Consider the following 24,816-nt stretch of genomic DNA (forward strand, 5'->3'; position numbering starts at 1 on the left):
GGTCGCGGGCCGCACGGTTCCGGTCGAGTGGCGCCTGCAGCTCGCGGCGCGCGGTCTCGACATCACCATCAACGCCATCAATCCCGACAGTTGGATGGACACGCTGGTATCCTATTGGGAAGGCCCGGTCACCGCAGAAGGGAGCAACCACGGGCGCGGATATCTGGAAATGACCGGCCACGAATGACCCGGTGTCACCGTGTCATTGCCTCGCACCCGCAGACTGATCAGCAACGTCATGATAAAGGAAACTTGTGACGGCATCACGCCGTCCAGGCCAAGTGGCGTTGCCTCTTCGCTGCCGCTGTCCTGCAGGGGCCTATCTTCAACCCGGCAAATGCATCTTTTGAGGGCGAAGGCGGTCATCGCCGCAAATCCGCGGAATGAACAGCGAGTTGCGATGAGATTGAGCATTGCATATATCGTCTTCAGTATCTGTCATTGGTAGTGTTGCTCTCATTTTGGCGTTCGCTAAGACCAGCTCTTCTTCTTCAGCAATGGGACTGTATGTTAGACTTCCACTGTCAATTCTTGCAGGGTTCTTTATTTTTGGTGAAACACCGACATCATTTGCTGCCATACTTGTCTGTTTGCTAGTGTGTGTTTTGGTTTTTGATGCTTGGAAAAATACGCATTCACAGAATCCGTGATATCCAACGGGGGAGCCGCCAGGCGTTGAATACCGGTTGAGGGCAAAAGGACCTGGATAGAGAGATCGGCCGCAGGCCGGGTCATTCACAGATGTCTTGCGGGATCCTGATCCACGCCGAGGATTCGCAGGATCAGGATCCCGTTTGCTTCGATGCGATAATAGATGCTGTGGCGAGAATGTTCATGCCGCCGCAGGCCGGGGCGGACCTTCTCAAAACTTCGGCCCATCTTCCGGTTTTCGGCCAGGAGCGATAGGGCGTTTGCCAAACCTTCCGTATAGGCCTCTGCCTTGGCAAAGCCGAATTGCTCGAGGGAGTAGAAATAGATTTCCCGCAAATCGGCTTCCGCGGCCAGGGAAAGTGTGTAGCTATTCATCCAGCAGGCCTTGTGCACGCGCGGCGTCGCGCGCCTCGCCAAGCACCTGGTCGGCCGTCTTGGAGCTTCTGCCGCTTGCCTCGGCCCGATCCATCATGTCGTTGAGCTCGCGGATGGCGTTCAGCTGTCTTTCCTGATCCTTGCGCACGAGATCGCGGAAAAACTCGCTGACGTTGCCATATTGGCCCGATTCAATGCGTGTCCGGACATATTCGCTCATCGTATCGGGCACGGAGATCGTTATCTTGCCCATTGTGCCAAATCCTCCGTAGTATGACTGGTTACGAGGTAATGAGAATAGTTCATATCTGATCTGGCTGCAAACGCGTTCGCAGCGTGATCAGGGCTTCGGAGTTTTTGCATCAGATGCTGTCGTAGAACCCCTTGAATTCCCTGTCTTCGCAGTATCGCAGTTTGTTCGCGACGATCGGGCGTTGCCCTGCGGGGAACAGGAACTGTTCGTCCTGCGGCAGGTTGCGCACCTCGTCGGGGGTGAGCAGGGGCCGGCCGACATGGTGCTCGGAGAGGGTGATGCCGGTATGGAGAGCACCGCAAAGTGTGGGGCAGTTGAATTTCGGGTTTGACGGTGGCAGGGGTTTTCGATGTCGGTGGCACCGGAAATCTATCAGTTGAAAGTTCGCCTTTTGGAGATCAGTCCGATGATCTGGCGGATTGCATGCCGCAAAACCGGATGTGCCACTGAACCAGTTCGGGTTCCGTAAAAATGATCGGTTCTCGTACATCTATGACATGGGAGAACATTGGGAACACGAGAGCCGCGTTGAGGCGATCAACCCACCACCGAAGCAATCCTATCCGATCTGCGTTGGCGGTTCCGGCGCCTGTCCGCCAGAGGATTGCGACGAGCCGCACGGCTACCATCAACGATGCAATTCGGCCGAGATGCCATTGATGTCAGCACCACTGTGGCCAAGCTCGAAGATATTGGTATCCGTGTTCATTGCCTGGCTCTCGGCGGTGTCGACCTCACAAGCTCTGCCGGCAAGCTGACTATGGGCGTGATTAACGCCGTCGCTCAGTTAAAGGGTACTTCTTTCTCCAAGAGGATCGCCAAGTGATTGAACTGCCAAAATAGCGCCCGGTGCCCGAAACCGAGAGGCCGAACGCGTGATTTGTTCCCGTACTCTACTGATCGCCTCACGCCAGAACCGAATGCCAGGTTATTGGTACATGGCACAAGGAGAAATCTATCAAAGCATTGCTTTAGCTTCTGAATTTAACCCCTGCCCATCCAGTCCATCATCGGCGCAACGCAAGGTTCGAACTCTCGCGCCAGACTTTCAATGCCGCGGCCAGACCGCGCCAGTGCAATGATGTATTCCGTTCGCAGGCTCGCTCCGCAGGGTACGGGGGTCCTCGTTCTCGCCATCAAAACACTCTCCTTCAAAAACTGAAAAGTGTCCATCAAACCGCAGGAACTCCAGACAAACTTTGAAATGGCACCGCTCGACCGGGTTCGAGATTGGCGCCGTCTCAATCCTTTGAGGCTCAAATATGGACGGTCATACGCCCAGCCAGTCCTTCCGTCTTCGATCGGGCGACGCGGCCAGACTTGCCTTCCGAAGCGGATATGCACTATTGGTATAACAAAAAGATACAGGAGACAGGCGGAAATGCGCGAGCGCCCCATTGGCATCGTCGATGCTGTCGTCAACATATGGACACCGGAGGCCCTCGCGGGGCGTCCTGACCGCGAGGATTTCTATACCCGCAAGGTCAAGGTCGACCGCGCGACGTTTGAGGGTATATCGCTTGAGGCGATGGTCGCGCGTATGGACGAGGCCGGCATCGAGCGCGCCATGCTGATCGCCGCCAAGGTCGGCCCGGCCATGCACCGCGCCTGCTACCATGTGCCCTACCGGCTGGTCGCCGAGGCGGTGCGGAAGCATCCCGACCGCTTTTGGGGCCTGGCCGGCATCGACCCGACCGAAGGCATGGACGGGGTGCGCGCGCTTGAGCGGGCCGTGCGCGACGACGGCTTTATCGGCGCCCACCTGTATCCGCACTGGTTCGAGCTGGCGCCCGACCACGCGCGCAACTATCCGTTCTATGCCAAGTGCGTCGAGCTCGACATCCCCATCCAGCTTCAGGTCGGCCAGTCCCTGGTCTACGACAAGCGCTTTCCGCGCCGGTCGGTCGGCCGGCCGATCACCCTCGATGCGGTTGCCTGCGATTTCCCCGAGCTAAGGCTGATCGGTATTCATATCGGCGTCCCCTGGGCCGACGAGATGATTGCCATGGCCTGGAAGCACGATAATGTCTTCATCGGCTCGGACGCCCACGCGCCACGCCACTGGCCTGCCTCGTTCGTGCGCTACATCAACACATACGGCCAGGACAAGGTGATCTTCGGCACGGACTTTCCCGTGCTCGACTTCACCGAAACGGTGCAGCAGATCGACGCGCTCGACCTGCGGCCCGAGCCCAAACGCAAATTCCTGCGCGACAATGCGCTGCGTGTCTACAAGCGCGATGGCGGCCATGAACCTGGCTGAGGCGATCGAGGCCAATGCGCGCGCGCGGCCGGACGACGTCGCGCTCATCGCGGGCCCGACCGAACGCACCTATGCGCACCTTGCGACCGACGTACGGGCAATGGCGGGCCGCCTGGCGCTTGCCGGCATAGCAAGGGGCGCCGTTGTCGGCGTGTGCTTGCGCGACTCGGCCGACCATCTGGTCGCCAATTATGCGCTGGCCCGGATGGGTGCGATCATCCTGCCCATGGATTGGCGGTGGACCGAGGACGAAAGGAGCCGTATCGCCGGTCATTTCCGCGCTGATCTGGTGCTTGTCGAACCGAAGCAGCCCTTGCCGGGGGCGGCGCGCGCCGTGCCGGTCGCCGACCTGCCGGAGGCTGGCGCCGCGGACATGCCGCCGGTCGCCAATGGAGCGGACCTGCCGCTGCTCCTGTCGCTCTCATCGGGCACGACCGGCCGGCCGAAAGGACCGCTGATCACCCATGGCCAGATGCTGCGGCGTTTCTGGACGCACTGGATCAATCTGGGCCTGAATGCCAACGATCGCTATGTATCGGCCACTCCTCTTTATTTTGGCGGCGGACGCACCTTTGCGATGTCAGTCCTGTTCGCGGGCGGCACGGCGGTGCTGTTTCCCCCGCCTTTCGAGGCCGATGCCTTGTGCGCGGAACTGGAACGCGTGGGCGCCACCGCCACCTTTCTCGTGCCGACCCAGTTGCGCAAGCTTCTGGCGTGCGGCGACAACCGGTTGGCACCGGCCCGGCGCATGCGCCTGCTGATTGGAAGCGGAGCGCCGCTCGCCAATGACGAACGCGCCGAAATCGAAACGCGTCTTTGCGCCAATTTCGTCGAGTATTATGCCTCGACCGAGGGCGGCGGCATATCGATCGCAACGCCCACGACCCGGGCCACCCGTCCCGCTTCCGTCGGGCGGCCGGTCTTCGGGGTCTGCGTCGAGGTGGTCGACGCGGACCATACGCCGTTGCCGCCGGGCGCGGTCGGGCGGCTGCGCTATCGCGGGCCGGGCGTCGCCGCCGGCTACCATCGCGACGCACAGGCAAGCGGCGAGGCGTTCCGGGAGGGCTGGTTCTATCCCGGCGATCTCGCCGAAATCGACGAAAGCGGCTACATCACCCTGCGCGGCCGGGCCAAGGATATCATCATCCGCGGCGGCGTGAACATCTATCCCGACGAGATCGAGACCGTGCTCGGCAGCCATCCGGCCGTGGCCGAAGCGGCGGTGTTCGGACGGCCATCGCAGCGCCTCGGCGAGGAGGTGGTCGCGTTCATCGCCCCGTCCGGAACGCTTGACGCGGAAACGCTGGAGGCCTGGTGCGGGGAACGGCTCGCGCCCTACAAGGTTCCCGCCACCTTCATCTTCACTGATGCGTTGCCACGCAACAGCGCGGGCAAAGTGCTCAAGGCACGGCTTGCCGAACGCGCCGCCGATGCAACCGAACCGGCCAGCCGGCCCGGGCGTGCGACATAGATCGAGATGCCGTGTTGCGCTCCCGGATCGTCATCCGCGCGATAGTCCTTGCGGCGCTCGCCATTTTAGGTCTATTGTTATACATATATATCAATATGGAGGACTTTGCGGCGCAATGAAGCCGGGCGTTGAAAGAACAAAAGAAGGCGTTTGCGGCGCGCGTGCCTGGGCCGGCCAGTCCTGGCCACGCAGCGCGACCGGCCGCAGCGCTCTCGTCGAACCGCTCCCACACCACATCAGTTGCGACGCCCTGCATGTGAGCTTTCGGGCCGCACCCGACCGCGTGGCGCATTTCCTGCCGCCGCATCTGGAACCGCTCGACAGCGGTGAGGGGTGGGTGATGATTGCCGAAATGGCCAAGGTCAGCGCCGCCAATCCCGACCAGATGTGGCAGGATCCATCCCGGTCGTCCTACAATGAGTGCGTGCTGGGCTTCTACTGTCGATACGGCGATAGCATCGGCCGCTACAGCGCCCTGGTCTGGGTCGACCGCGACTGGTCCCTGGGCATGGGCGCGATCTTCGGCTGGGGCAAGCGGCTGGCGTCGATAGACCGCACACGGGCGCAGCGCACCAATCCGGCGCTGGCCGGCAAGGATGTTCGGCTGGGCGGGACGGTGTCCCGCTACGGCCATCCCATCGTGCAGTTGAATGTTGAATTTGAGGACGGCGGCACACCGCTTGACGCGCTGCCCGGCCATGGCGGATCGACCTTTCTGTATCGCTACATCGCCTCGCCCAGCCCCGACGTGCCGGATGTCGAGCAGCTCTTCGAGTTGCCCTTTTCGAATGTGACGATGGCGTCCATTCGCGCCGGCCGCGGCGCGTTGAGTTTCGGCACCGCGCCCGATGAAGAGCTCGATACGCTCGGCGCCGTCGCGGTGACCGGCGGCTATGCCTATGAGCGCGGCTGGACAACCGACAGGACGGCGCGGCTGCTCTGCGACTACCAGGCCGGCGCATGTGTCGCCGCCGAATGAAAAATGATGCAATCAGGGACCAGGAGTGAACCATCATGAAACCCTTTACGTTCGACCGCAGACAATTGCTTATCGGAACCCAGGCGCTGGCCGCCAGCGCTGTGCTGCCCGGCTTTGGACGCCGCGCCATGGCGCAAGAACTGACCGACATGACCTTCCTGACGCCGTTCGGCTTTCTGATCGCCTTTGTCGATACGATGTATGCCGACACCGGCGGCTACTTCGAAAAGCACGGTCTGAACGTCACCATCAATGGCGGGCGCGGATCGTCCATGGCGGTCCAGCAGGTGACCGCCGGCAACGCGCTGGTCTCGCGCACCGGCGGCAGCGACCTGATCAAGGCCTACGCCACCGATCCGTCGATCGTGGCGATCGGCGACATCTTCCAGCGCGACATCTTCTACGTCATCAGCGCGCAGGACTCACCGGTCGCAACGCCCGAGGACATGGCCGGCAAGACAATCGGCGTCGTCTCGGCATCCGGCGCCACCGAGAACATTCTCGACATGATGCTGGCCGCGCGCGACATCCCGGCCGGAGATGTCGCGCGTGAGGTCGCCGGCAACGCGCCGGCCGCCTTCGAGTTGGTCAAGCTCGGCCGCATTGCAGCCTTCATCGCAACCAGCGATACCGTCTTCCAGCTTCAGGTCGATGATCAGCCGATCAACGCCTGGTCGACGGACGAGGTCGCCCTGTCGCCCGGCCAGGTCTATATGACCTCCAAGGCGCAACTTGAGCAGAATACCGAAACGATTGCCAGGTTCCTGGCCGCCGTGCATGAGGGCCTGGGCTTTACCACTACGGCCGATAATCTGCAGGCGGTCGTCGACTCGATGTCGGCCAAATACGAGATCTTCGAAGCCGGCCGGCCCGACAAGGGGCTTTCGGTGCTCGAAAACTCCGTCAGGAACTATGTCGCGCCGTACACGGACAAGCTCGCGACCAATCCGGAAGCCTGGGAGTCCTCCTACCGGCTGATGGTCAAGGCGGGCCTGATCGAAGAACTCGACGACCGCAATTTCCACGATGACACAGCCCGCCAGCTCGCGTTCTCGTGAGCACGGCAGCCGGGCAGACGGCCTTGCTGGCCATCGATCTGCAGCGCGCGTTTTGCGATGGCGAAGGGTCGATGGCTCGGCAAGGGCGTGACATCGAACCACTGCGCGTAGCGACCGGCACCGCCGATAATCTGGCGAAACGAGCCAGGCAGGCCGGCATAACGGTCATTTGGACAAGGATGATGTTTGCTTCAGACTATTCGGATGGCGGCCAGCTCGCCGCCACCATTCGGCCCAATCTGGTCAAGGCCGGAGCACTTCGCCGCGGTAGCGGCGACGAGGCGTTTTCCGCCCTCGCCCACCCGGAGCCCAGGGACATCGTGATCGACAAACCGCGCTTTTCCGCATGGATCGGCACATCGCTGGAGGTGGTGCTGCGCTCGGGCGGCTATAAGCGCATCATTGTGTGTGGCGTGACCACGCCCATGTGCGTCGAAAGCACCGTACGCGACCTGGGCCAGCGCGACTATGAGACCTTTGTCGTTGAGGATGCCTGCGCAGACTTCGAGACCGGCCGTCATGAGGCGTCGATCGCCGCCATGGAATTCGGCTTTGCAACGATCATCGACAGTGCGCTGGCGATGACGCTTTTTGACGGTGCAGGCCATGACCGCCGGCATTGACGCTCCATCGCGCGATACGACACCCGGACCGGCGCCGGACGGCAAGGGCGCAAGCATCGTGCTGACGGACATCGAGCAGCGCTTCGTCACCCGCGACGTCGATGTGCTGGCGCTGACCGGCGTCAATCTGAGCATCACGCAGGGCGAGTTTCTGGTCCTGCTTGGCCCTTCCGGCTGCGGCAAGACCACGCTTTTGCGCATCATCGCCGGCCTGCTGAAGTCGACCAGGGGGACCGTCGAGGTCGGCGGCGAGCCGTTGTGGCGCGGCGATGACCGCAATGATGCGGTCATGCGCGAACTGGGCGTGGTGTTTCAAGACGCCAATCTGTTTCCCTGGATGTCGATCGAGGACAACATCGCGCTGCCGCTGAAGCTGCGCGGCATCGGCAGGGCCGAGCGCCGCCGCCGCGCGGGCGAATTGTGCGAATTGGTGGGCATCAAGGGCTTTGAAAAGCGCTGGCCGCGCGAATTGTCGGGCGGCATGCGCCAGCGGGCGGCCATCGCGCGGGCGCTCAGCTGCAGCCCGCACATTCTGCTCATGGACGAGCCGTTCGGTGCGCTTGACGCGATGACGCGCGACCAGATGAACCTCGAATTGCAGCGCATCTGGATGGAAAGCGGCTGCACGATCGTGCTCGTGACGCACTCGATCCGCGAAGCGGTCTTCCTGGCCGACCGCATCCTTCTCCTGTCGCCGCGTCCGGGACGCATGGATACGATCACCGAGATCCCGATGGAACGGCCGCGCGACATCTACGTCCAGTCGACGCCGCAGTTCCAGGAACTTGAGGTGGGCCTGCGCCACCGTCTCGATCGTTTTGCCTGAACCGGGAACCGCCCATGATACAAAAAAACACCGCCTGGATCGCAACGCCCCTCATCCTGATCGGGTTCGTCCTGGTCTGGGACATCTATGTCCGCGTCTTTTCGGTCTCGCCATTCATCCTGCCGCGGCCAAATGCGGTGTGGGACGCGACCGTCGAACTGCTCGGCGAACGGCGCACCTACTGGCACATCTGGGTCACGCTGTTCGAGACACTGGCCGGCTTTGCGGTCGCGGTGGTGACCGGCATCGTGCTTGGCGGCCTTCTGGGCAAGATCCGCTGGCTGGAACAGACGCTCAATCCGCTCATCGTCGGGCTTCAGGTGATGCCCAAGGTGGCGCTGATCCCGTTGTTCATCGTCTGGTTCGGCTTTGGCGTGACGTCAAAGATCGTGCTTGCCGCGGTGATTGCGTTCTTTCCGATCATGACCAATACGATCCTGGGCATCAAATCGGTCGAGCGCGGCAATCGCGACGTCATGCTGGCGCTCAATGCCAGCCGCTGGCAGACCTTCCGGGATGTGGAGTTGCCGCACGCCCTGCCCTTCATCCTGACCGGCATGGAGGTCGGCATCGTGCTGGCCACGATCGGCGCCATCGTCGGCGAATATCTCGGCGGCAGCCAGGGGCTCGGCTATATGGCGGTCGCCACCCTCAACGCCTTTGATGTCGAGGCCATGTTCGGCGTCATCCTGTTGATGACCGTGATGGGCTGGCTGCTCTATTTCCTCGTCGTCACCTTGCGCCGTTTTCTGACCCCGTGGCACGAGGCCGTCAGCACCGATCGCAACTAGGCGGTGGTGATCATTTGACCAAACCTGACCTCTAAGGGAGAGAACACACAATGGGCCGCATCGTCGACGTCAGCACGAATTTCAAACCGCACACCCAACTCAAGCTCTACGACGTGCTTGGCGTTGACAAGTCGAAGGCAAGAGCACTCGATCCGGAAGCCTATATCGCCGAAATGGATGCAAACGGGGTGGCGATGACCGGCGTTATCGCCAATGTCGTGCAGGACGGCGTGCGTGGCGCGTTACTGGCCACCCATGTCGATGAGGTCTATCCGGTCCTTGAGAAGTATCCCGACCGCTTCTTCGGCTGGGTCGGCATCGACCCGCTGGGCGGCATGGAGACGCTGCGCTACATCGAGCGCGCGGTGACGGAACTGGACTTCAAGGGCGTGCATGTCTACCCGCAATGGTTCGGCGTGCCGATCAACGACCGGACCTACTGGCCGATCTACGCCAAATGCTGCGAGTTGGGTGTGCCGATCACGCTTCAGGTCGGCCGCCAGTCACCGCGCTCAGGCGGCAAGCTGTGCGCGCGGCCGCAATGGATCGAGGACGCCGCCTTCGACTTCCCCGAGCTTACGCTCATCGGGCTGCATATCGGCGTGCCCCACGACCATGAGATGACGAGCGCGGCGATCGCCTATGAAAATGTCTACATCATCGCCGATGCGCATCCGCCCTCCACATGGTCACAGCATTTCGTCGATTTCGTCGCCCAGCGCGGCTTTCTGAATATCGATGGCATGGACAAGGTCATGTGGGGTACCGACTGGCCGGTGCAGACCCTGACCCGATCGCTGGAAGAAGTGCGGGCGCTCGACATTCCGCCACAAGCCCTGAACGGGCTGCTGGGCGAGAACGCCATCCGAATCCTGGGCCTTGATGTCAAGCCCTGAGGAGACCCGCCCAGCTTATCTTGCGGCAGACCCGGCCCCGGCCGGGCAGGTCAGTCCGCGTCACCGCGCCTGTCGATAATGGGCTTCGCCTTCCATCCCCGTCCGGCAAAGGCCGGGTCGTCCGGTGCCACAAGTTCGATCTTCGGCGCCACGCCGATTGTTGCCTTGACCTTGTCCGCGATCCGGCTGTCGAGATCGCCCGCATCGCGGAGCGAAAGCTTGATCAGCAACCGGTCCATCGACAGTGGGTCGGACGGATCATCCTTGTCGACGATGGCCTGAAAGTCGACAACCGCCGGATCGGCGGCCAGCACGTCGGCCAGCGCCTGCGGATTGACCAGCATACCGCGGATCTTCATGAACCCGTCGCGCCGGACCGGCACAGAGACGAGCCGCTCGGTCAGCGCCCCGCAATGGGGACATCGCTTGCGGGTCAGCCGCGCCGTATCACCAAGCGCATAGCGCAGCATGCTCGTGCCGCGTCTGTCCAGATGGGTCAGCAGGATGAGCCCCTCGTCGCCGTCGGCGACCGGTTCCAGCGTCTCGGGATCGACCGCCTCGAACAGGAATTGTAACGGCGCGGGGTTGTGATAGCCCGCGCCGGGGCTGCATTCGACCATACCGCCCTGCAGTTCGGTCGCGCCATAGGAAACGCTGATCCTCGGATCGGGGGCGCCCAGGCGCCGAAGCCGCGCAATGAGGTCGCTGCGGGCCTCCTCGCCGAAGCCCTCGCCGGTCACGAACACGAGACGCACGGACGGCATGCGCATGTCAAGCTCCTCGGCCCGGCCAAGCATCTTGCGGATGTAGGATGGTACCCCCCACAGGATCGTTACGTCCGGGCGAGCGGCGAGCGCGCACACCGCGTCAGTCCGGTTGCCGAGGTCCGTATGGCGCGTGGTGGTCGCGCCCGGCATGGCGGCGATGACCGGGATGGCGCATGCCGCCGCGGCGTTCATGGCGCGCGTGAAAGCGCCGTGGGGGTAGCTGGTCAGCGGGAACAAGTTGAGGATCGCATCGTCGGGCCTCACCCCGCGCAACCGCAACATGTTGCGGTTGGCCGCCAGGATGTTGAGAAAATCATACGAGGTCGAGGTGAACGGGGTCGGCGCACCGGTCGAGCCCGTGGTGTACATCACGTCCCAGACGATCCGCTCGGCTGCCTCATAGGTGTCCGGAAGGCGCAGCGTAAAATCGCGCGGGCGGGCGACATAATCCGCCTTGCGCGTAACCGGCGCCCGGGTGAGATCACCGATCCCGCCAATATCGCGGCGATCGATTCCACGCTCGGCGAAAACGGCCTTGTAGTATGGGTGATGCTCGAAGATGCGGTCCAGCATCGGCGCGAAAACGGCGTCGCGGGCGCGGGTAAGATCCGCGGGGTCCTCAAAGAAAAGATCGTCTTGCACGGGCCACTCGGAACGGTACGGGTCAGGGCTTTTGCGGATGGGTTGCGTCCGGGCTCCAAAGGGCCGTTCTCTCGCCCTCTACCCGCGACATACTCATCTGGTACTCATAGACATCCGGGCGATAGAGCGCGTGGAGATACTCGACCGGCCGGTTGTTCTGGTCGAACACAAGCCGTTTGACCCACAAAAGCGGCGAGCCGGTCTCGATCTCAAGGAGGGAGGCGACGATCGTATCGGCAAGCTTGGCCGAGACAGACTGATCGGCCGAGGAAACCCTGATGCCGGCGCGCTCCAGCAGCAGCAGGAGCGGCTTGTCGGACATCTCCCGCTCATCGCAATGGCGGCCAATCTCCTCGGGCAGGTAGGTTGTCAAATGCGAGAACGGCACGTTCTCGTGGTAACGCACGCGTACAGCGCGCTGGACCCGCGCGCCCGGACTGAGCTTGAGCTTTTGTGCCACGAGCGGCGGCGCCGGCAGATAGTCAAACTCAATCAGCTTGACCTGCGTGCGCAAACCCATGGCCATCAGGTTCTCGAAGATTCCGCGCAGATTGGCCGAGATCGCCTGCGGCGCCTTGGGTTGCTGGGCAAAGGTGCCACGGCCGCGCGAACGGCTGACGAACCCTTCCTGCTTGAGCCTGTCGAGCGCGCGCCGGATGGTGATCCGCGAAACCTTGAAGGTCTGCGACAGTTCGTGTTCCGACGGCAGGGGTTTGTCGCCTTCGAATTGCCCCTCCTCGATCTGCTGGCGCAAGACGATATAGACTTGGTGGTGCAGTGGCGTGACCGCGTCGTTGGGCAGGACTTCTCTGAGCACAGGGTGTCATCCGATTTTGCTTGTTATATTGTTATGCCTTTACAGCGCGCGCATTGCAAGCATGCCGGGGCCGCAAGCGCACCTGCTCGGATGCGCACTTTTGTTGCAATGCCCTTGGCGTTACGTCATGCCGTCACCGGCCAAGCTGGTCAACAGCCTCATATTGTTATAACAATGCGATAAATGTGCCAATCCAATCCACAGACCGCTCTGGGCAGCCAGCAGTTCCAAATCGCGGGAAGGCAAAGCAATGCGTAAACACACGGTAGCGGCGGTGCATGCCGCATCGCTCATGCTCGACAAACATGCCAGCCTGGAAAAGGCCGCCGAGATTGTGCGGAACGCCGGTCGTTCGGATGTGGAGCTGGTGTGCTTTCCGGAGACATTCGTCCCCGGCTTTCCCTACTGGATCAACCTCTATCCGCCAGCGGAGCAGCACGGCATCTATCTGACTTACGCGGATCAGTCAGTCGACCTTTCCGGTAACGAACTCGAGCCCGTGTGTGCTGCCGCCAAAACCGCCGGCGTCGCGGTCGTCCTTGGCCTCAGCGAGCGCGTCGACGCCACCATGTACAACACCCAGGTCTTCATTGACATCGATGGCATGATCGCCGGCAAGCATCGCAAGCTGCAACCGACCTTTGCCGAGCACATGATCTGGTCACAGGGCGATGGGTCCACGCTCGCCGTCCACGACATGGCCGTCGGCAAGGTGGGAGCGCTGATCTGCTATGAACATATGCTCAATCTGGCCAGGCAAGCGCTCATCGATCAGGGCATGCAGATCCATTGTGCAAGCTGGCCGACATTCGCCAGCAGCCGCAATGCGCGCGCGGCGATCTATGATCGGAGCGTGGAGGCCATCATGCGCGCCCATGCCATCACCGGCCAATGCTTCGTGATCGTCGCCCAAAACCCGGTAACGGAACACAATATAGAGGCCATGGAAGCGGCTATGGGACCGCAATCGGTGCTCGGCCCGGGCGGCGGCTGGTCGACTGTCATCGGCCCTGACGGCGAGTTCCTCGCAGGCCCTCACACCGGGCTTGAGGAAACGCTCGTCATCGCTGAGATCGACCATTCAGCGATCGCGCGCGCCAAGGTCCTCGCCGATACGGCGGGCCACTATTCAAGGCCCGAGATTCTGTCGCTCGATCTCAACCCAAAGCCGTTCAGGCCGTGACACCGGGCAGTCTGCGGCGTTTCATCCGTCGACGGACGCATTTTCGGTGCGCACGCCCATATAGAGGCGCGAGACGCGCTCGTCGGCGATCAGCGCCTGCGCGTCGTCCTTGATTCGCACCTGCCCCAGTTCCAGCACATAGCCGCGATCGGACGCCTGCAACGCCTTCTTGACGTTTTGCTCGACCATCAGGACGGCCTTGCCGTCTTCCGCCAGGCGGCGGGCGGTCGAAAAGACCAGTTCGACCATTTTCGGCGCCAGGCCGATGGAAGGCTCGTCGAGCATCATCACCTTCGGGTCCATCATCAGCGTGCGCGCGATCTCCAGCATGCGCTGTTCCCCGCCTGAAAGGCTCGCCGCATATTCGTCGCGGCGCGCCTTGAGGATCGGGAACATCGCCTCGACCTTCGCCGTGCGCTCCGCGAGCAGGTGTGCGTCGGTCAGGAGATAACCGCCCATGCGCAGGTTCTCGGCGATCGTCAGCTTGGGGAAGACGCTGTGGTGCTGGGGGATGTAGGCGAGCCCTACGGTCAGCATGCGATGCGATTGGACGCGAAAGATGTTCCGGCCGCCCAACAGCACCTCGCCCTCGCGCACCGGCGTCATGTTGAAGATAGCCTTCAGGATCGTCGACTTGCCGGCGCCGTTCTGGCCAATGACCGTGACGACCTCGCCCGCCTCAACGTCCAGGTCGATGCCGTCGACGATCAGCCTGCCACCGCCGTAGCCGCCCTTCAGGCCGCGCACCTTGAGCATCGTCAGACCCCCTCACCCCAGATACGCGTCGATGACGCTTGCGTCGGACTGCACCTGCGCCGGCGTGCCCTGTGTCAGGACCTGCCCCTGGTGCATAACGATGATCTGGCTGGCGAGCGACATGATGAACTCCATGTTGTGTTCGACGATCAAAATGACGATCCGGGTCTCATCGTAGATCTCGACAATGAAGTCCCGCAGCGTATTGAGCAGGGTCGGATTGATGCCGGACGCCGGCTCGTCGAGCAGCAGGATACGCGGGCTCGACATGAGGCACGACACGATCTCGAGCAGGCGGCGCTGACCGTATGACAAAGCTCCCGCGGGATGGTCGGCATAGCCGGCCAGGTTGATTAGCCGCAGAAGACGCCGGGCCTTGTCCTCGGCACGTTCACGCGCGCCGCGACGACGCGACAGAGCCTGTATGAACTCCGGACCCAGACGTTTGTCCTGGGCGGCAAACAGCACATTGTCCAGACACGTCTCCTGCGGCAGCACGCGACATTCCTGAAAGGTCCGTGCAAGCCCGCGACGGGCCAATTTGTGCGGGCTGATGCCGTCAATGCGCGCGTCCTGGAAACGCACCTGACCCCGGTCGGCGATCTGGCGGCCGCAGATGATGTCGAACATCGTTGTCTTGCCGGCGCCGTTGGGTCCGATCAGGCCGTAAATGCCCGGCTGCCCCAGCGCGAAGGTGGCGCCGTCGACGGCCTTGATGCCGCCGAAGCTCTTGGCGACATCGCGCACCTCAAGAATGGACGACAACAGCCTTCTCCCGTCTGGCCAGCTTGTGATAGCCCGCTTCCGCAAGCCCGCAGATTCCACGGGGCGCGAAGCGCGCCAGGATCAACAGAACGGCGCCGAAGAAGATCAGCCGCATCTGGTTGGCGATACGCAGGAACTCGGGCAGCGCGATGAAGGTGATGGCGCCGATGATCGGGCCGACCAGATACCCGGCACCGCCCAGAATCAACATCAGCATCAGGTTGATGCTCTCCTGCAGTTCGAAGGACAAAGGCGCCGCCGCACGCAGGAACAGCACTTTCATCGCCCCGCCCAAGCCGGCGATCGCAGCCGAAAGGGCAAAGACGATCAGCTTGTGCGCGAACACATCCACGCCACGCGCGGCCGCCAGCGTCTCGTCCTGCCGGATGGCGGCCAGAGAGCGTCCCAGATCCGAGCGAACCAGCAGGAACTGCAGAATGAAGACGAGGGTCGCGACGGTAAAGGTAAGCAGGTAGAAGCCTTCCAGGGATCGGAACTGCAGCGTGATGAAGCCCAGATCGATATCGGCCGGCCGCGGAACACCGGGCAGCCCTTCCGCGCCACCTGTAATGCCGTCGAGATTGTTGAACATCGTATAGAAGATCATACCGATGGCGAGTGTGACCACGATAAAGAAATGGCTGCGCAGACGCAGACAGGGAATGCCGACCAGGAACCCCACGAAACCGGCCGCCAGTGCCCCGATGAGCAGCGAGGGCACGAAGGGAACGCCCAGATCCTTCATGAGAATCGCGGTCGTATAGGCGCCGATGCCGGCAAAGCCCATATGGCCGAGCGAGACCAGACCCGTATAGCCGTACAGCAGGTTCACGCCGATTGCCGGAATGACATAGGTGAGCGCCAGCGTGAGCACGTAAAGGACGTAGGGCTGCTCGGAGAAGATGATCGGTGCGAACGCGCCGACAAACAGGATCGTGACGGCGAATCCGGCGGAAAACGAGATGGATCGCATGCTCAGTGCTCTCCCCGCACCCGCACGCCGAAGATGCCCCACGGGCGGATGAGAAGCATCAGGATCAGCACGCCGAATACGATGGTGTCGCGGAAGTCCGTCGGGATCACCAGCGTCGACAGGGATTCAACGATGCCGATGCCCAGGCCGCCGACGATGGCGCCGGGCACACTGCCCATGCCGCCGATGATGATCGCCGCCAGCGCCTTCAGCAGCGGCAGGTCGCCCATCTGCGGAAAGATCAGAAACAGGGGGCCGAGCAAGGCGCCGCCGAGACCGGCCAGCGCGCAGGCAATCAGGAAGGTCAGCGTGTAGACCCGGTTCGGATTGATGCCGACGACGACGGCCGCTTCGGGATGCTGGCTTGTGGCGCGCATGGCCGTGCCGAGGCGCGTCCGCGTCAGGAAGACGTAAAGCGCGGTCACGGTCACGAGCACGACGCTGATGATGATGAAATGCTGCGCCGTGAAGCTGAGCGGACCGAGCCTGACCAGCGTCTCCACGCTGGCGGGCCGCATCTGCAGCGCGTGCGGTCCCCAGATCTGCACGACACCGTTTTGGATGATCAGGATCAGCCCGAGCGAGGCGACGATCTGCATGCGCAGATTGTCACGCAGCGCCCGGAAGATCGTCCGCTCGAGCACAACGCCGATAAACGCCAATGTAACCATCGAGCCAAGGATGGCGAGCGGGTAGTTGCCCGTCAGGTTGAAGAAATAGGCGTGCGCCATGTAACCGCCGACCATGAACAGGACGCCGTGGGCAAAGTTCAGCACATGCATGACCCCATAGATCAGGACCATGCCGAGCGCCATCAGCACATAGATCGAACCCATCATTGTGCCGTTGACAAGTTGTTCGAGGATCGCGGTCGCCATTGCGGCTCCATCTGCGGTTGGAGATCAAGATTGGCCGTCCCGCGCTGGCGCGGGACGGCCGGCATACCGATCTGGCCGGTCAGCCGCTGCCGCAACCGGCAGCCAGTTCCGTGGGGAAGTTGATCTTGCGATCGCCGCTCTCGCACCACTCGGTGATGTAGACCGGTGGCGATGCCTGGCCGGTCTCGTCGAACTCGATGACACCGATCACCCCTTCGTGGGAGAGTTCGGCCAAGGCATCGCGGATCGCCGGTCCGTCGGTGGTGGTGCCTGCCGCCTTCATCGCCTCCATGGCCACGAAGATGCCGTCATAAGACTGTGAGGCAAAGCCATGCGCCTCTTCACCGAACTTCTCCTTATAAGCGTCGCTGAAGGCCTTGATCCGGCCGATCGGAGCGTTGGGCGGGAACGAATTGTACTGAACCATGCCGCTCAGATACTCGGCGTTGAGCCGGTCGAGGAAACGGTTCGACCCCATGGCCAGCGTTCCGATGAGCTGCGCATCAAGGCCCGCGTCGCGGATCTGGCGTATCGCCAGCGCACCGGGCTCCTCGTCCATCAGCAGCATGATGCCGGCCGCCTCAGAGTCCCGGATATTGGTGATGTGACTGGAGAAGTCCACCTCGCCCACATTGAAGTAGCCGACATAGCCCTCGCCGAAGCTCTCGGGCAGCCGTCCCAGCATGCCGTTAACACCGCCCCGGCCGGCATCGTTGTTCCAGGCGATAAAGGCGAGCGGAGCGATGTCATTGGCTTCGACATACTGCGCCAGCGCCTCGTTGAGCTGCCGATTGTTCGCGTTGATCCGGAAGAAATACGGATTGCCCTCGTCCGTCAGGCTGGCCGCCGTCGGAACCGTCGCGATCAGCGGAACCTGGGCATCCTGGGCAATCGGGGCCTGGGCAGCGGCCACCGGGCTGCACAACTCGCCCAGCACGATCGGCACGCGGTCGACGGTGGCCAGACGTTGCATGGCCGAAGCGCCCTCGGCCGCGTTGCAGCGCGTATCATAGACTTGCAGTTCGAGCATGTAGGTGGTGCCGTCCACCTCGAAGCCGCCCTGCCCGTTGATCGTCTCCACAGCCAGTTCAAACCCGTTCATCTGGAACCGGCCCGGCGCCGCGAGCGGTCCCGTCTGAGCTGTGACGATCCCCAGCGTGACCGTCTTTTCCTCAGCGTACGACGCCTGCGCGACAAGCGCGGTGACAGCCGCTGCGGCCAACATGGTGAGCTTTCGCATTGCCTACTCCTTTTTGCCGTTACTCTTGAAGACCATAGACACGCAGTGCGTTGTCCCGAACGAACAGTCGCATTGCGTCCTCCCTCAGGCCGAGGTCTGCGATCTCGTCCATGGTTCGCTTGAAGTCCAGCACTGGAAAGTCCGTGCCGAACATGACTTTGTGCCGCCCGTAAGTATTGATGTAGTGAACAAAGGACTGCGGCCAGTATTTCGGGCTGTGGGCATCGGAGCCGATGAACACATTGTCGTGCTTCCAGGCCATGGCGATCATCTCGTCAGCCCAGGGAATGCCGATATGGATGCCGATCAGCTTCAACTCGGGAAAATCGCAGGCGATTCCGTCGAGCAGGATCGGGCGGGCGACACTGCGCAACGGCCGCTTGTCGTAATAGACGAGCGACTGGCCGACCTGCATCTGAATCGGAATGCCCAGTTCGCAGCACTTGGCGTAGAACGGGTAGTATTTTCGGTGATCGGGGGCCAGTTCGAACCAGTGCGGATAGGTATGCGCGCCGATAAAGCCCATCCCCCTTACCGCCTGCTCGAGACGACGAACCCCCTCCATGCCCTCGGTTGGATCAACGCCCGCGAGGCCGTAGAAACGCGCCGGATGTGCGGCGACGGCCTCGGCGATCCATTCATAGGGCATATGCCAAGCCCCCGGCGTACCCTCCTGCCCCAGCTTGCAGGCGATCAGAAAGGCCCGCTCGACGCCGGCCTCGTCCATCTGCCCGATCATCTCTTCATGGGTGAGGGAAGCGACATCGGCCTCGGCGCGTCCGATCTTGCCGGTGTGAAACGTTCGCGTCCACTCCGGCCGCGCCCTGACAATCTGCGGCGTCAGCGGATTGACCACGATATCGATGGCTCCGATTGACATTTCCCGTCGCCTCCAGCAACCTTCTGATATATTGTTATGTGATTAGAACTAATCTGACAAGGACGTCCGTGATGCAATTGGCGCCGGAGACCGTTGGGGAGGCTTGGCTGTGGCTGCTTGGAGCCCGGGGAGTCGACTTCCTGTTTGCCAATGCCGGCACCGACATGCCTTCGGTCGTGGAAGGGATCGCGCGCGCCGACCACTATGGAATCGCCATTCCGCGCCCGGTCATCTGCGGCCACGAGAATGCCGCCATCTCCATGGCGCATGGCCATACCATGGTATCGGGCCGTGCACAGGCGGTATTGGTGCACGTCAATGTCGGCACGGCCAACACGATCAGCGGCCTCATCAATGCCGAGCGCGACTATGTGCCCGTGCTTCTGGCGGCGGGCCGCACGCCCCACCTCGAAAGTGGCGCGCACGGCGCGCGTTCGCTCAACATTCACTGGGCGCAGGAGATGTTCGACCAGGCATCCATGCTGCGCGAGACCGTGCTTTGGGATTTCGAACTGAAAGACCCACGCCAGCTCACCCTTGCAACCGACCGGGCGCTTGCGATTGCCCATTCCGACCCAAGCGGGCCGGTCTATATGACCTTGCCGCGCGAAGTGCTGGCAATGAGGCCCGCCGAGGACTCGGTTGCCGAGGAAACGCTGATGTGCCCAGCCGGTTCGGCGGCGCCCGATCCCGATCAGGTCGTCACGGCTGCGCGATGCCTTTCCGACGCCCGCTTTCCGGTCATAATCACGGCACGCAGCGGCGCGGACAAGGCAACGCCGGCGCTCTTGTCCAGGCTCGCCGCACGGCTCGGCGCGCCGGTGGTCGAATACCGGCCGCGGCATCTGAACCTGTCAAGCGAGGACCCTTACCATGGCGGGTTCGAGGTCGCGCCCTGGCTGACCGAAGCCGACCTCGCGCTGGTGATCGAGTGCGATGTGCCCTGGCTGCCCGGCGCAGACAAACCATCCAATGCGCTCAAAGTCATCCAGGTCGGTGTCGACCCGCTGCAGGCGCGCTACCCGCTGCGCGGCTTCCGCTCTGATATAACCATCCGGTCCACGGCCCGGCTGTTCATCGAGGCGATGCTGGATGAGCTGGGCCCATCAAACGGCAACGCCGATGACATCAAGGCGCGGTGCGCAAGGATCAGGGACGACGGACACGCGGCCGTCGCCCAGGCGCCGCGGCAGATCACAATGGCCTGGGCGACGGCATGCCTCGACCGCGCGCGGGCGCCCGGTTCGATCCTCGTCAACGAATACCCGCTCGTCCGCCCGGTCATGCGGACGACCGAGCCCGGCGAATTCTACGGCAGTTCGCCCTCCGGTGGCCTCGGCTGGGGCCTGCCGGCCGCGCTCGGCGCGAAGCTCGCTGCACCCGAACGCGAGGTCATCGCCGCTCTGGGGGACGGCAGCCACATCTTCGCCAATCCGACCGCCTGCCACCAGATCGCCGCCGCCGAGGGCATCCCGATCCTGGTGGTGATCTTCAACAATGCCGGCTGGGGCGCCGTCGCCCGCGCCACACGCGCCATGTATCCCGACGGGCACGCCGTCCAGGCCAATCGGATGCCGTTGACATGGTTCGACCCCGCGCCCGATTTCGCCGCGATCGCGCGCGCATGCGGCTGCTGGGGCGACACCGTCGACGATCCCGAACAGCTGCCGGGCGCGCTCGACCGGGCCCTGGCCGAAGTCCGCGACAATGGACGCTGTGCGGTGCTTGATGTGCGCTGCGCGGCCTGATCCGCCTTTTCACAAGGAGCCAGCCCATGATTCATATCGACAACGCCCCGCACCCGGCACTGCCCGACGCGGTCCGCGAGGCGGCCGCCCGGCGGCGCGGCCGGCCGCATGTTTTCGAGACCATCGATCCGGCCGCAAGCGCGCTTGTCGTCATCGATCTCCAGCGCGCCTTCATGGATCCTGGCGCGCCGTCCGAGGCCGCGCCGGCCCGCGCCGTCGTTCCCAACGTCAATCGGCTGGCGGACGCCATGCGCAGGGCGGGCGGGCGCGTCGTCTGGGTCAGGGCGACCTTCGACCGGGCCGGCTGGCCGAACTTTTTCGACCATATGGTCAATCCGGAGCTTTCGCGCCGCATCCTCGACGCCCTCCAGGAGGGCGATCCGCTGCACGCCCTGCACCGCGGGCTTGACGTGCGCGATGGCGACATGATCGTCAACAAGTACCGGCTGTCGGCCTTCCTTCCGGGCGCCAGCAACCTGCCTATCCTGCTGCGCACGGCCGGGATCGACACGGTGCTCATTGCCGGATGCATGACCAATGTGTGCTGCGACAGCTCGGCCCGGGACGCGGTGATGACGGACTTCAAGACGGTCATGGTCGAGGATGCCAACGCGGCCCGCACCGACGAGGCCCATATCGCCGCCCTGACCACCTTCCTGCAAAGCTTCGGCGACGTGCGCCCGACCGACGAGGTAATCGCGATGCTTGCGGGGCAAGACACCTGACCGGCGTTTCAATGCACGAAACGGCCGATGATCGTGGCACGGTCAAGCGTCCATGAACCGCGCACGAAGGCGCCCTCGAACGGCCCCTTGTCGACCGGCGCCAGCGCGGCGAGATCGGAAAAGGCCGGGAAGCCGAACCGGATGGTCGCCGTCCCCTCAAGGAGTTCGGCAAGCGCGACGTCATGAAGTTCGGCGCGGATAACCTCATGCGTCGCCGTGGTCTCGAGCGACGGATCGGGAATGATCCGCACGCCAAGGCGCGGCGTCGCCATGAATTTCACTGTCGGCGTTTGGCCGAGTTCGGCCGGCGGCCGGCGGGCTTCGACATTGAAATTGATCGAGAACAGCGCCTGGCCCATGCGCTGCAACGTGCCGCGGATCTCGTTGCCGGCCCATTCGAGCGGCGTGTCATCGCACAGGAGCTTGGTCATGCCGTAGACCTCGCGGCCGACAAGCAGGGACGTGTCCGACGACGTGAACAGATGCGCCGCGATGAGGCCTTCGGTATCGCCGTGACGAACCCTCAGCGAGATACCGCCCTCATGAAACCGGCCGCAATGGGGAAGCTGGGTCATCTGGCCGATGAACGCCATTGCCGTATCGCCGATGAATTCCAGTTCCGGCGGCAGCGCGGCCTGCGCCGCGTCCGGGTCGACCCGGTAGGTCACCCGGATCATCTGCGCCTCGGTCATGTAATAGGGCGGCTTGCCGTAGATCGCCGAACCGTAAGGGGCGCTGTAGTCCCTGTCCTGTGTCATCTTTCATCCTCCATTCTGCGGTATCGTGACTGATCTCCGGCGCCGGGAGCATGATCGGCCCGAACCGGATCGGATCGAAGCCAAGGCTTGGCGCGGATGCAAACAAGGTCGGTCGAGAAGAAACACGGATCACCGCTGGCCGTCGTCCACCTTCGGCCAGGCCCAGCCTGCCTGTGTTCGGCGCGCCGCGCGGCGGGCGGCGATCGCCTCGCCATGGCTGGCCGTCAGGTCGATGTCGTCCCAGCCCCTGATCAGCTTGGTCCGCCAGACCGGGTCGAGCGCGAAGGCAAGCCGCGCCTGTTCGATCATAATCTCGCTCGTCTCAAGATCGATGGTCGCACCCTGCGCCGTGTTGCCCAGTTGCGCGATCAGTGCATCGACCTCCGCCTCGTCGACCCGTGCCGGCAGCAGGCCGTTGTTGACCGCATTGGCCGCGAAAATATCGCCGAAGCTTGGCGCGATGACCGCCCTGATCCCGAAATCGGCCAGCGCATAGACCGCCGCCTCGCGCGAGGAACCACCGCCGAAGTTGCGCCGTGTGACCAGGATTGTCGCGCCAGGATGGCGGTTGAGCGGCATGGCGGCGACCGCCGCGCCATCGGCGTCAAACCTCATGTCGTGCAGCAGAAACCGGCCATAGCCCTCCGATCGCGGCGTTGTCATAAATCGCGCCGGTATCAACTGATCGGTGTCGATGCTTTCTGCCGGCAATGCCACCGCTTTGCCTTCAAATCGCGTCCATCCAGCCATGGCTATAGCCGCCCGTCCAGCAAAGGACGCACGTCAGTCAGCGTGCCGGTGACCGCAGCCGCGGCGACCATGGCCGGCGACATCAGATGTGCACGCGCGCCGCGCCCCTGCCGACCCTTGAAATTGCGGTTGGTGCTGGAAGCGCAGCGCTTGCCGGGCGTGACCATGTCACCGTTCATGGCAACCCACATGGAGCAGCCCGACGCCGCCCAGTCGAGTCCGGCTTCCGTGAAGATAGTGTCGAGCCCCTCCTCTTCGGCCTGCCGTTTGACCAGCATGGAGCCGGGCGAGGCGAGGCCGGGAACCCGCGCCCTGCGGCCATTGAGGATCGCGGCCGCCACGCGCAGATCCTCAAGCCGCGCATTGGTGCACGAACCGATAAAGACCTGATCGACCGGCGTGCCGGCAATCGGCTGTCCGGGTCTCAGGCCCATATAGTCGAGGGCGTCGGTGATCTGCTTGCGCTCCTCGCGGGGCGCGATCGCGGGATCGGGCACGTGGCCGTCGATCGGCAAAGCATCCTCCGGGCTCGTTCCCCAGGTGACGATTGGAGCGATCTCGCTGGCATCCAGCGTTTCCTCGCGGTCGAACACAGCGTCCGGATCGGCCTTGAGCGCCGACCAGGATTTCATTGCCGCATCCCATCCGGCACCTGCCCGGGCATAGGGCCGGCCCTTGAGATAGGCAAACGTCGTCTCGTCCGGCGCGATCATGCCGAGCCTTGCACCGCCTTCGATCGACAGGTTGCACAGTGTCATCCGCCCGGCCATGGAGAGCGCTTCAACCACCGGCCCGGCATATTCGATGGCGTAGCCACGGGCGCCGTCCGAACCGAGGCGCGCTATCCAGGCCAACGCCAGGTCTTTGGGTCCGACCGCAGGGCCAAGCCGGCCGGTAACGGTGATGCGCATCGTTTTCGGGCGCTTCTGCCAGATCGTCTGGCTGGCCAGAACATGAGCAACCTCGGTTGCCCCGATACCGAAGGCCAAGGCACCGAATGCGCCATGCGTCGAGGTATGGCTGTCGCCGCAATTGATGAGCAGACCCGGAAGCGTCAGCCCCTGCTCCGGGCCGATGACATGGACGATGCCCTGGCGCGGATCGTCGAGCCCGAAACAGGTGATGGAATGCTTGCGCGCGTTGTCGGCAAGCGTTGCGATCATCCGCGCGATAACCGGGTCAAGGGGAACGCCGTTGCGGCGGGTCGGCGCGTAGTGGTCGACCACGGCAAAGGCCAGTTCCGGCTCGGCGACCGAAAGCCGGTGCGCGGCAATCTTGGCAAAGGCATGATGGCTGCCCTCGTGCACCAGATGCCGGTCCACCCACAAAAGCGATGCACCATCATCGCGGCGCACGATCTCATGCGCCTGCCAGAGCTTGTCTAACAGGGTGCGCGGCCGGTCCGTCACTCAGCGGCCTCCGCCAGTTCGGAAGCTGCACCGATCACGGGCCGCCAGTGGCGCGCCTCCCCGCGACCGACCCGGTTGAGGTCCATGTGCAGGCGAAAGACGTCCGGCCGGTAGAGTGCATCGAGATATTCCACGCCGGCACCGGTCGCATCGCGCACAATGCGACGAATCGACAAAAGCGCCGAACCAACCGCGATGCCAAGCACCTGCGCAATCTGCGGCGAGGCAAGGGCCGCCGAGACAGATTGGTGCGCGGCTTCGACCTTGACCCCGCTGCGCTCGAGCAGGCGGAACAGCGGTGTCGTCGCAAGATCGGATTCGGAATAGTTGCACGCAATC

27 protein-coding genes and 3 pseudogenes are annotated in these 24,816 nt (G+C 63.2%); 14 read left to right on the forward strand and 16 right to left on the reverse strand.

Annotated features, from left to right (window positions below):
* Positions 1 to 187 (forward strand): lipocalin-like domain-containing protein (locus AC5E6N_RS12950; protein WP_491748203.1); only part of this gene is annotated, 187 nt, incomplete at its 5' end.
* A 138-nt stretch (positions 188 to 325) separates the two neighbouring features.
* On the opposite strand, the gene AC5E6N_RS12955 is transcribed toward AC5E6N_RS12950, so the two are convergent.
* From AC5E6N_RS12955 to AC5E6N_RS12970, 4 genes and pseudogenes are all read right to left on the reverse strand, one after another.
* Positions 326 to 580, reverse strand: a complete 255-nt coding sequence (locus AC5E6N_RS12955) for a hypothetical protein (protein ID WP_491748204.1) — start codon at positions 578 to 580, stop codon at positions 326 to 328.
* Positions 581 to 735: 155 nt separating this feature from the next.
* Positions 736 to 1,026: a type II toxin-antitoxin system RelE/ParE family toxin gene (locus tag AC5E6N_RS12960; protein ID WP_491748205.1), complete on the reverse strand. Its 291-nt coding sequence runs from the start codon at positions 1,024 to 1,026 to the stop codon at positions 736 to 738.
* Positions 1,019 to 1,279: a type II toxin-antitoxin system ParD family antitoxin gene (locus AC5E6N_RS12965; protein ID WP_491748206.1), complete on the reverse strand. Its 261-nt coding sequence runs from the start codon at positions 1,277 to 1,279 to the stop codon at positions 1,019 to 1,021. Before AC5E6N_RS12965 ends, AC5E6N_RS12960 begins: the two co-directional genes overlap by 8 nt.
* 109 nt (positions 1,280 to 1,388) lie before the next feature.
* Positions 1,389 to 1,565, reverse strand: a pseudogene (locus AC5E6N_RS12970) (type IV secretory system conjugative DNA transfer family protein); the annotation flags it as partial.
* Between the two features lie 211 nt (positions 1,566 to 1,776).
* Here AC5E6N_RS12970 and AC5E6N_RS12975 point away from each other — a divergent pair.
* The 10 genes and pseudogenes from AC5E6N_RS12975 to AC5E6N_RS13020 form a co-directional block, all read left to right on the forward strand.
* Positions 1,777 to 1,857, forward strand: a pseudogene (locus AC5E6N_RS12975) (hypothetical protein); the annotation flags it as partial.
* 59 nt (positions 1,858 to 1,916) lie between these two features.
* Positions 1,917 to 2,105, forward strand: a pseudogene (locus AC5E6N_RS12980) (recombinase family protein); the annotation flags it as partial.
* Between the two features lie 555 nt (positions 2,106 to 2,660).
* A complete protein-coding gene (locus tag AC5E6N_RS12985; RefSeq protein ID WP_491748207.1) occupies positions 2,661 to 3,542 on the forward strand; it encodes an amidohydrolase family protein in 882 nt (293 codons plus the stop codon).
* A complete protein-coding gene (locus tag AC5E6N_RS12990; RefSeq protein ID WP_491748208.1) occupies positions 3,529 to 5,013 on the forward strand; it encodes a class I adenylate-forming enzyme family protein in 1,485 nt (494 codons plus the stop codon). Before AC5E6N_RS12985 ends, AC5E6N_RS12990 begins: the two co-directional genes overlap by 14 nt.
* A gap of 115 nt (positions 5,014 to 5,128) precedes the next feature.
* Positions 5,129 to 5,992 (forward strand): acetoacetate decarboxylase family protein, encoded by an 864-nt coding sequence (locus AC5E6N_RS12995; RefSeq protein WP_491748209.1) that lies wholly within the window; start codon positions 5,129 to 5,131, stop codon positions 5,990 to 5,992.
* Positions 5,993 to 6,027: 35 nt separating this feature from the next.
* Entirely contained in the window at positions 6,028 to 7,050 is a 1,023-nt protein-coding gene (locus tag AC5E6N_RS13000) for an ABC transporter substrate-binding protein (RefSeq protein ID WP_491748210.1), read from the forward strand.
* Positions 7,047 to 7,673, forward strand: coding sequence for a cysteine hydrolase family protein (locus AC5E6N_RS13005; RefSeq protein WP_491748211.1), 627 nt, complete (start codon positions 7,047 to 7,049; stop codon positions 7,671 to 7,673). The genes AC5E6N_RS13000 and AC5E6N_RS13005 overlap by 4 nt, the downstream gene beginning before the upstream one ends.
* Positions 7,657 to 8,499: an ABC transporter ATP-binding protein gene (locus tag AC5E6N_RS13010; protein WP_491690899.1), complete on the forward strand. Its 843-nt coding sequence runs from the start codon at positions 7,657 to 7,659 to the stop codon at positions 8,497 to 8,499. Before AC5E6N_RS13005 ends, AC5E6N_RS13010 begins: the two co-directional genes overlap by 17 nt.
* A 14-nt stretch (positions 8,500 to 8,513) precedes the next feature.
* Positions 8,514 to 9,290 (forward strand): ABC transporter permease, encoded by a 777-nt coding sequence (locus AC5E6N_RS13015; protein ID WP_491690898.1) that lies wholly within the window; start codon positions 8,514 to 8,516, stop codon positions 9,288 to 9,290.
* Between the two features lie 50 nt (positions 9,291 to 9,340).
* A complete protein-coding gene (locus AC5E6N_RS13020) occupies positions 9,341 to 10,186 on the forward strand; it encodes an amidohydrolase family protein (RefSeq protein WP_491748212.1) in 846 nt (281 codons plus the stop codon).
* A gap of 50 nt (positions 10,187 to 10,236) precedes the next feature.
* On the opposite strand, the gene AC5E6N_RS13025 is transcribed toward AC5E6N_RS13020, so the two are convergent.
* Positions 10,237 to 11,595 carry a phenylacetate--CoA ligase family protein gene (locus AC5E6N_RS13025; protein WP_491748213.1) on the reverse strand — a complete coding sequence of 453 codons (1,359 nt, stop codon included), beginning with the start codon at positions 11,593 to 11,595 and terminating at the stop codon, positions 10,237 to 10,239.
* A 22-nt stretch (positions 11,596 to 11,617) separates the two neighbouring features.
* Positions 11,618 to 12,412, reverse strand: coding sequence for a GntR family transcriptional regulator (locus AC5E6N_RS13030; RefSeq protein WP_491748214.1), 795 nt, complete (start codon positions 12,410 to 12,412; stop codon positions 11,618 to 11,620).
* 250 nt (positions 12,413 to 12,662) lie between these two features.
* On the opposite strand from AC5E6N_RS13030, the gene AC5E6N_RS13035 reads away from it, so the two are divergent.
* The gene (locus AC5E6N_RS13035; protein ID WP_491748215.1) at positions 12,663 to 13,595 is read left to right on the forward strand and encodes a carbon-nitrogen hydrolase family protein; all 933 of its coding nucleotides are present in this window, start codon (positions 12,663 to 12,665) and stop codon (positions 13,593 to 13,595) included.
* A 21-nt stretch (positions 13,596 to 13,616) separates the two neighbouring features.
* On the opposite strand, the gene AC5E6N_RS13040 is transcribed toward AC5E6N_RS13035, so the two are convergent.
* The 6 genes from AC5E6N_RS13040 to AC5E6N_RS13065 all read right to left on the reverse strand — a co-directional run bounded on the left by AC5E6N_RS13040 (position 13,617) and on the right by AC5E6N_RS13065 (position 19,087).
* A complete protein-coding gene (locus AC5E6N_RS13040) occupies positions 13,617 to 14,351 on the reverse strand; it encodes an ABC transporter ATP-binding protein (RefSeq protein WP_491748216.1) in 735 nt (244 codons plus the stop codon).
* Between the two features lie 12 nt (positions 14,352 to 14,363).
* Complete coding sequence (locus AC5E6N_RS13045; protein ID WP_491748217.1) at positions 14,364 to 15,116, reverse strand: ABC transporter ATP-binding protein; 753 nt, start codon at positions 15,114 to 15,116, stop codon at positions 14,364 to 14,366.
* Complete coding sequence (locus AC5E6N_RS13050; RefSeq protein WP_491748218.1) at positions 15,100 to 16,089, reverse strand: branched-chain amino acid ABC transporter permease; 990 nt, start codon at positions 16,087 to 16,089, stop codon at positions 15,100 to 15,102. Before AC5E6N_RS13050 ends, AC5E6N_RS13045 begins: the two co-directional genes overlap by 17 nt.
* A gap of 2 nt (positions 16,090 to 16,091) precedes the next feature.
* A complete protein-coding gene (locus tag AC5E6N_RS13055; protein WP_491748219.1) occupies positions 16,092 to 16,967 on the reverse strand; it encodes a branched-chain amino acid ABC transporter permease in 876 nt (291 codons plus the stop codon).
* Between the two features lie 79 nt (positions 16,968 to 17,046).
* Positions 17,047 to 18,207, reverse strand: coding sequence for an ABC transporter substrate-binding protein (locus AC5E6N_RS13060; protein WP_491748220.1), 1,161 nt, complete (start codon positions 18,205 to 18,207; stop codon positions 17,047 to 17,049).
* Positions 18,208 to 18,226: 19 nt separating this feature from the next.
* Complete coding sequence (locus AC5E6N_RS13065) at positions 18,227 to 19,087, reverse strand: amidohydrolase family protein (RefSeq protein WP_491748221.1); 861 nt, start codon at positions 19,085 to 19,087, stop codon at positions 18,227 to 18,229.
* A gap of 71 nt (positions 19,088 to 19,158) precedes the next feature.
* Here AC5E6N_RS13065 and AC5E6N_RS13070 point away from each other — a divergent pair, with 71 nt between their 5' ends.
* Positions 19,159 to 20,835, forward strand: coding sequence for a thiamine pyrophosphate-requiring protein (locus AC5E6N_RS13070; protein WP_491748222.1), 1,677 nt, complete (start codon positions 19,159 to 19,161; stop codon positions 20,833 to 20,835).
* Positions 20,836 to 20,861: 26 nt separating this feature from the next.
* The gene (locus tag AC5E6N_RS13075; RefSeq protein WP_491748223.1) at positions 20,862 to 21,560 is read left to right on the forward strand and encodes an isochorismatase family protein; all 699 of its coding nucleotides are present in this window, start codon (positions 20,862 to 20,864) and stop codon (positions 21,558 to 21,560) included.
* 8 nt (positions 21,561 to 21,568) lie between these two features.
* On the opposite strand, the gene AC5E6N_RS13080 is transcribed toward AC5E6N_RS13075, so the two are convergent.
* The 4 genes from AC5E6N_RS13080 to AC5E6N_RS13095 form a co-directional block, all read right to left on the reverse strand.
* Positions 21,569 to 22,318, reverse strand: a complete 750-nt coding sequence (locus AC5E6N_RS13080) for an acetoacetate decarboxylase family protein (protein WP_491748224.1) — start codon at positions 22,316 to 22,318, stop codon at positions 21,569 to 21,571.
* Positions 22,319 to 22,447: 129 nt separating this feature from the next.
* Entirely contained in the window at positions 22,448 to 23,068 is a 621-nt protein-coding gene (leuD, locus tag AC5E6N_RS13085; RefSeq protein ID WP_491748225.1) for a 3-isopropylmalate dehydratase small subunit, read from the reverse strand.
* A 2-nt stretch (positions 23,069 to 23,070) separates the two neighbouring features.
* Positions 23,071 to 24,477, reverse strand: coding sequence for a 3-isopropylmalate dehydratase large subunit (gene leuC, locus AC5E6N_RS13090; RefSeq protein WP_491748226.1), 1,407 nt, complete (start codon positions 24,475 to 24,477; stop codon positions 23,071 to 23,073).
* Positions 24,474 to 24,816: UTRA domain-containing protein (locus AC5E6N_RS13095; RefSeq protein ID WP_491748227.1), on the reverse strand; the 343-nt coding region annotated here is incomplete at its 5' end. The genes AC5E6N_RS13095 and leuC, both read right to left, overlap by 4 nt.

The organism is Hoeflea sp. (assembly GCF_984452065.1).

Excerpts from the sequence above, each read along its gene's own strand:
- AC5E6N_RS12955 (WP_491748204.1), bottom strand. The coding sequence starts at position 580 with ATGGCAGCAAATGATGTCGGTGTTTCACCAAAAATAAAGAACCCTGCA.
- AC5E6N_RS12960 (WP_491748205.1), bottom strand. The coding sequence starts at position 1,026 with ATGAATAGCTACACACTTTCCCTGGCCGCGGAAGCCGATTTGCGGGAA.
- AC5E6N_RS12965 (WP_491748206.1), bottom strand. The coding sequence starts at position 1,279 with ATGGGCAAGATAACGATCTCCGTGCCCGATACGATGAGCGAATATGTC.
- AC5E6N_RS12985 (WP_491748207.1), top strand. The coding sequence starts at position 2,661 with ATGCGCGAGCGCCCCATTGGCATCGTCGATGCTGTCGTCAACATATGG.
- AC5E6N_RS12990 (WP_491748208.1), top strand. The coding sequence starts at position 3,529 with ATGAACCTGGCTGAGGCGATCGAGGCCAATGCGCGCGCGCGGCCGGAC.
- AC5E6N_RS12995 (WP_491748209.1), top strand. The coding sequence starts at position 5,129 with ATGAAGCCGGGCGTTGAAAGAACAAAAGAAGGCGTTTGCGGCGCGCGT.
- AC5E6N_RS13000 (WP_491748210.1), top strand. The coding sequence starts at position 6,028 with ATGAAACCCTTTACGTTCGACCGCAGACAATTGCTTATCGGAACCCAG.
- AC5E6N_RS13010 (WP_491690899.1), top strand. The coding sequence starts at position 7,657 with ATGACCGCCGGCATTGACGCTCCATCGCGCGATACGACACCCGGACCG.
- AC5E6N_RS13015 (WP_491690898.1), top strand. The coding sequence starts at position 8,514 with ATGATACAAAAAAACACCGCCTGGATCGCAACGCCCCTCATCCTGATC.
- AC5E6N_RS13020 (WP_491748212.1), top strand. The coding sequence starts at position 9,341 with ATGGGCCGCATCGTCGACGTCAGCACGAATTTCAAACCGCACACCCAA.
- AC5E6N_RS13035 (WP_491748215.1), top strand. The coding sequence starts at position 12,663 with ATGCGTAAACACACGGTAGCGGCGGTGCATGCCGCATCGCTCATGCTC.
- AC5E6N_RS13040 (WP_491748216.1), bottom strand. The coding sequence starts at position 14,351 with ATGCTCAAGGTGCGCGGCCTGAAGGGCGGCTACGGCGGTGGCAGGCTG.
- AC5E6N_RS13050 (WP_491748218.1), bottom strand. The coding sequence starts at position 16,089 with ATGCGATCCATCTCGTTTTCCGCCGGATTCGCCGTCACGATCCTGTTT.
- AC5E6N_RS13055 (WP_491748219.1), bottom strand. The coding sequence starts at position 16,967 with ATGGCGACCGCGATCCTCGAACAACTTGTCAACGGCACAATGATGGGT.
- AC5E6N_RS13060 (WP_491748220.1), bottom strand. The coding sequence starts at position 18,207 with ATGCGAAAGCTCACCATGTTGGCCGCAGCGGCTGTCACCGCGCTTGTC.
- AC5E6N_RS13065 (WP_491748221.1), bottom strand. The coding sequence starts at position 19,087 with ATGTCAATCGGAGCCATCGATATCGTGGTCAATCCGCTGACGCCGCAG.
- AC5E6N_RS13070 (WP_491748222.1), top strand. The coding sequence starts at position 19,159 with ATGCAATTGGCGCCGGAGACCGTTGGGGAGGCTTGGCTGTGGCTGCTT.
- AC5E6N_RS13075 (WP_491748223.1), top strand. The coding sequence starts at position 20,862 with ATGATTCATATCGACAACGCCCCGCACCCGGCACTGCCCGACGCGGTC.
- AC5E6N_RS13080 (WP_491748224.1), bottom strand. The coding sequence starts at position 22,318 with ATGACACAGGACAGGGACTACAGCGCCCCTTACGGTTCGGCGATCTAC.
- leuD (WP_491748225.1), bottom strand. The coding sequence starts at position 23,068 with ATGGCTGGATGGACGCGATTTGAAGGCAAAGCGGTGGCATTGCCGGCA.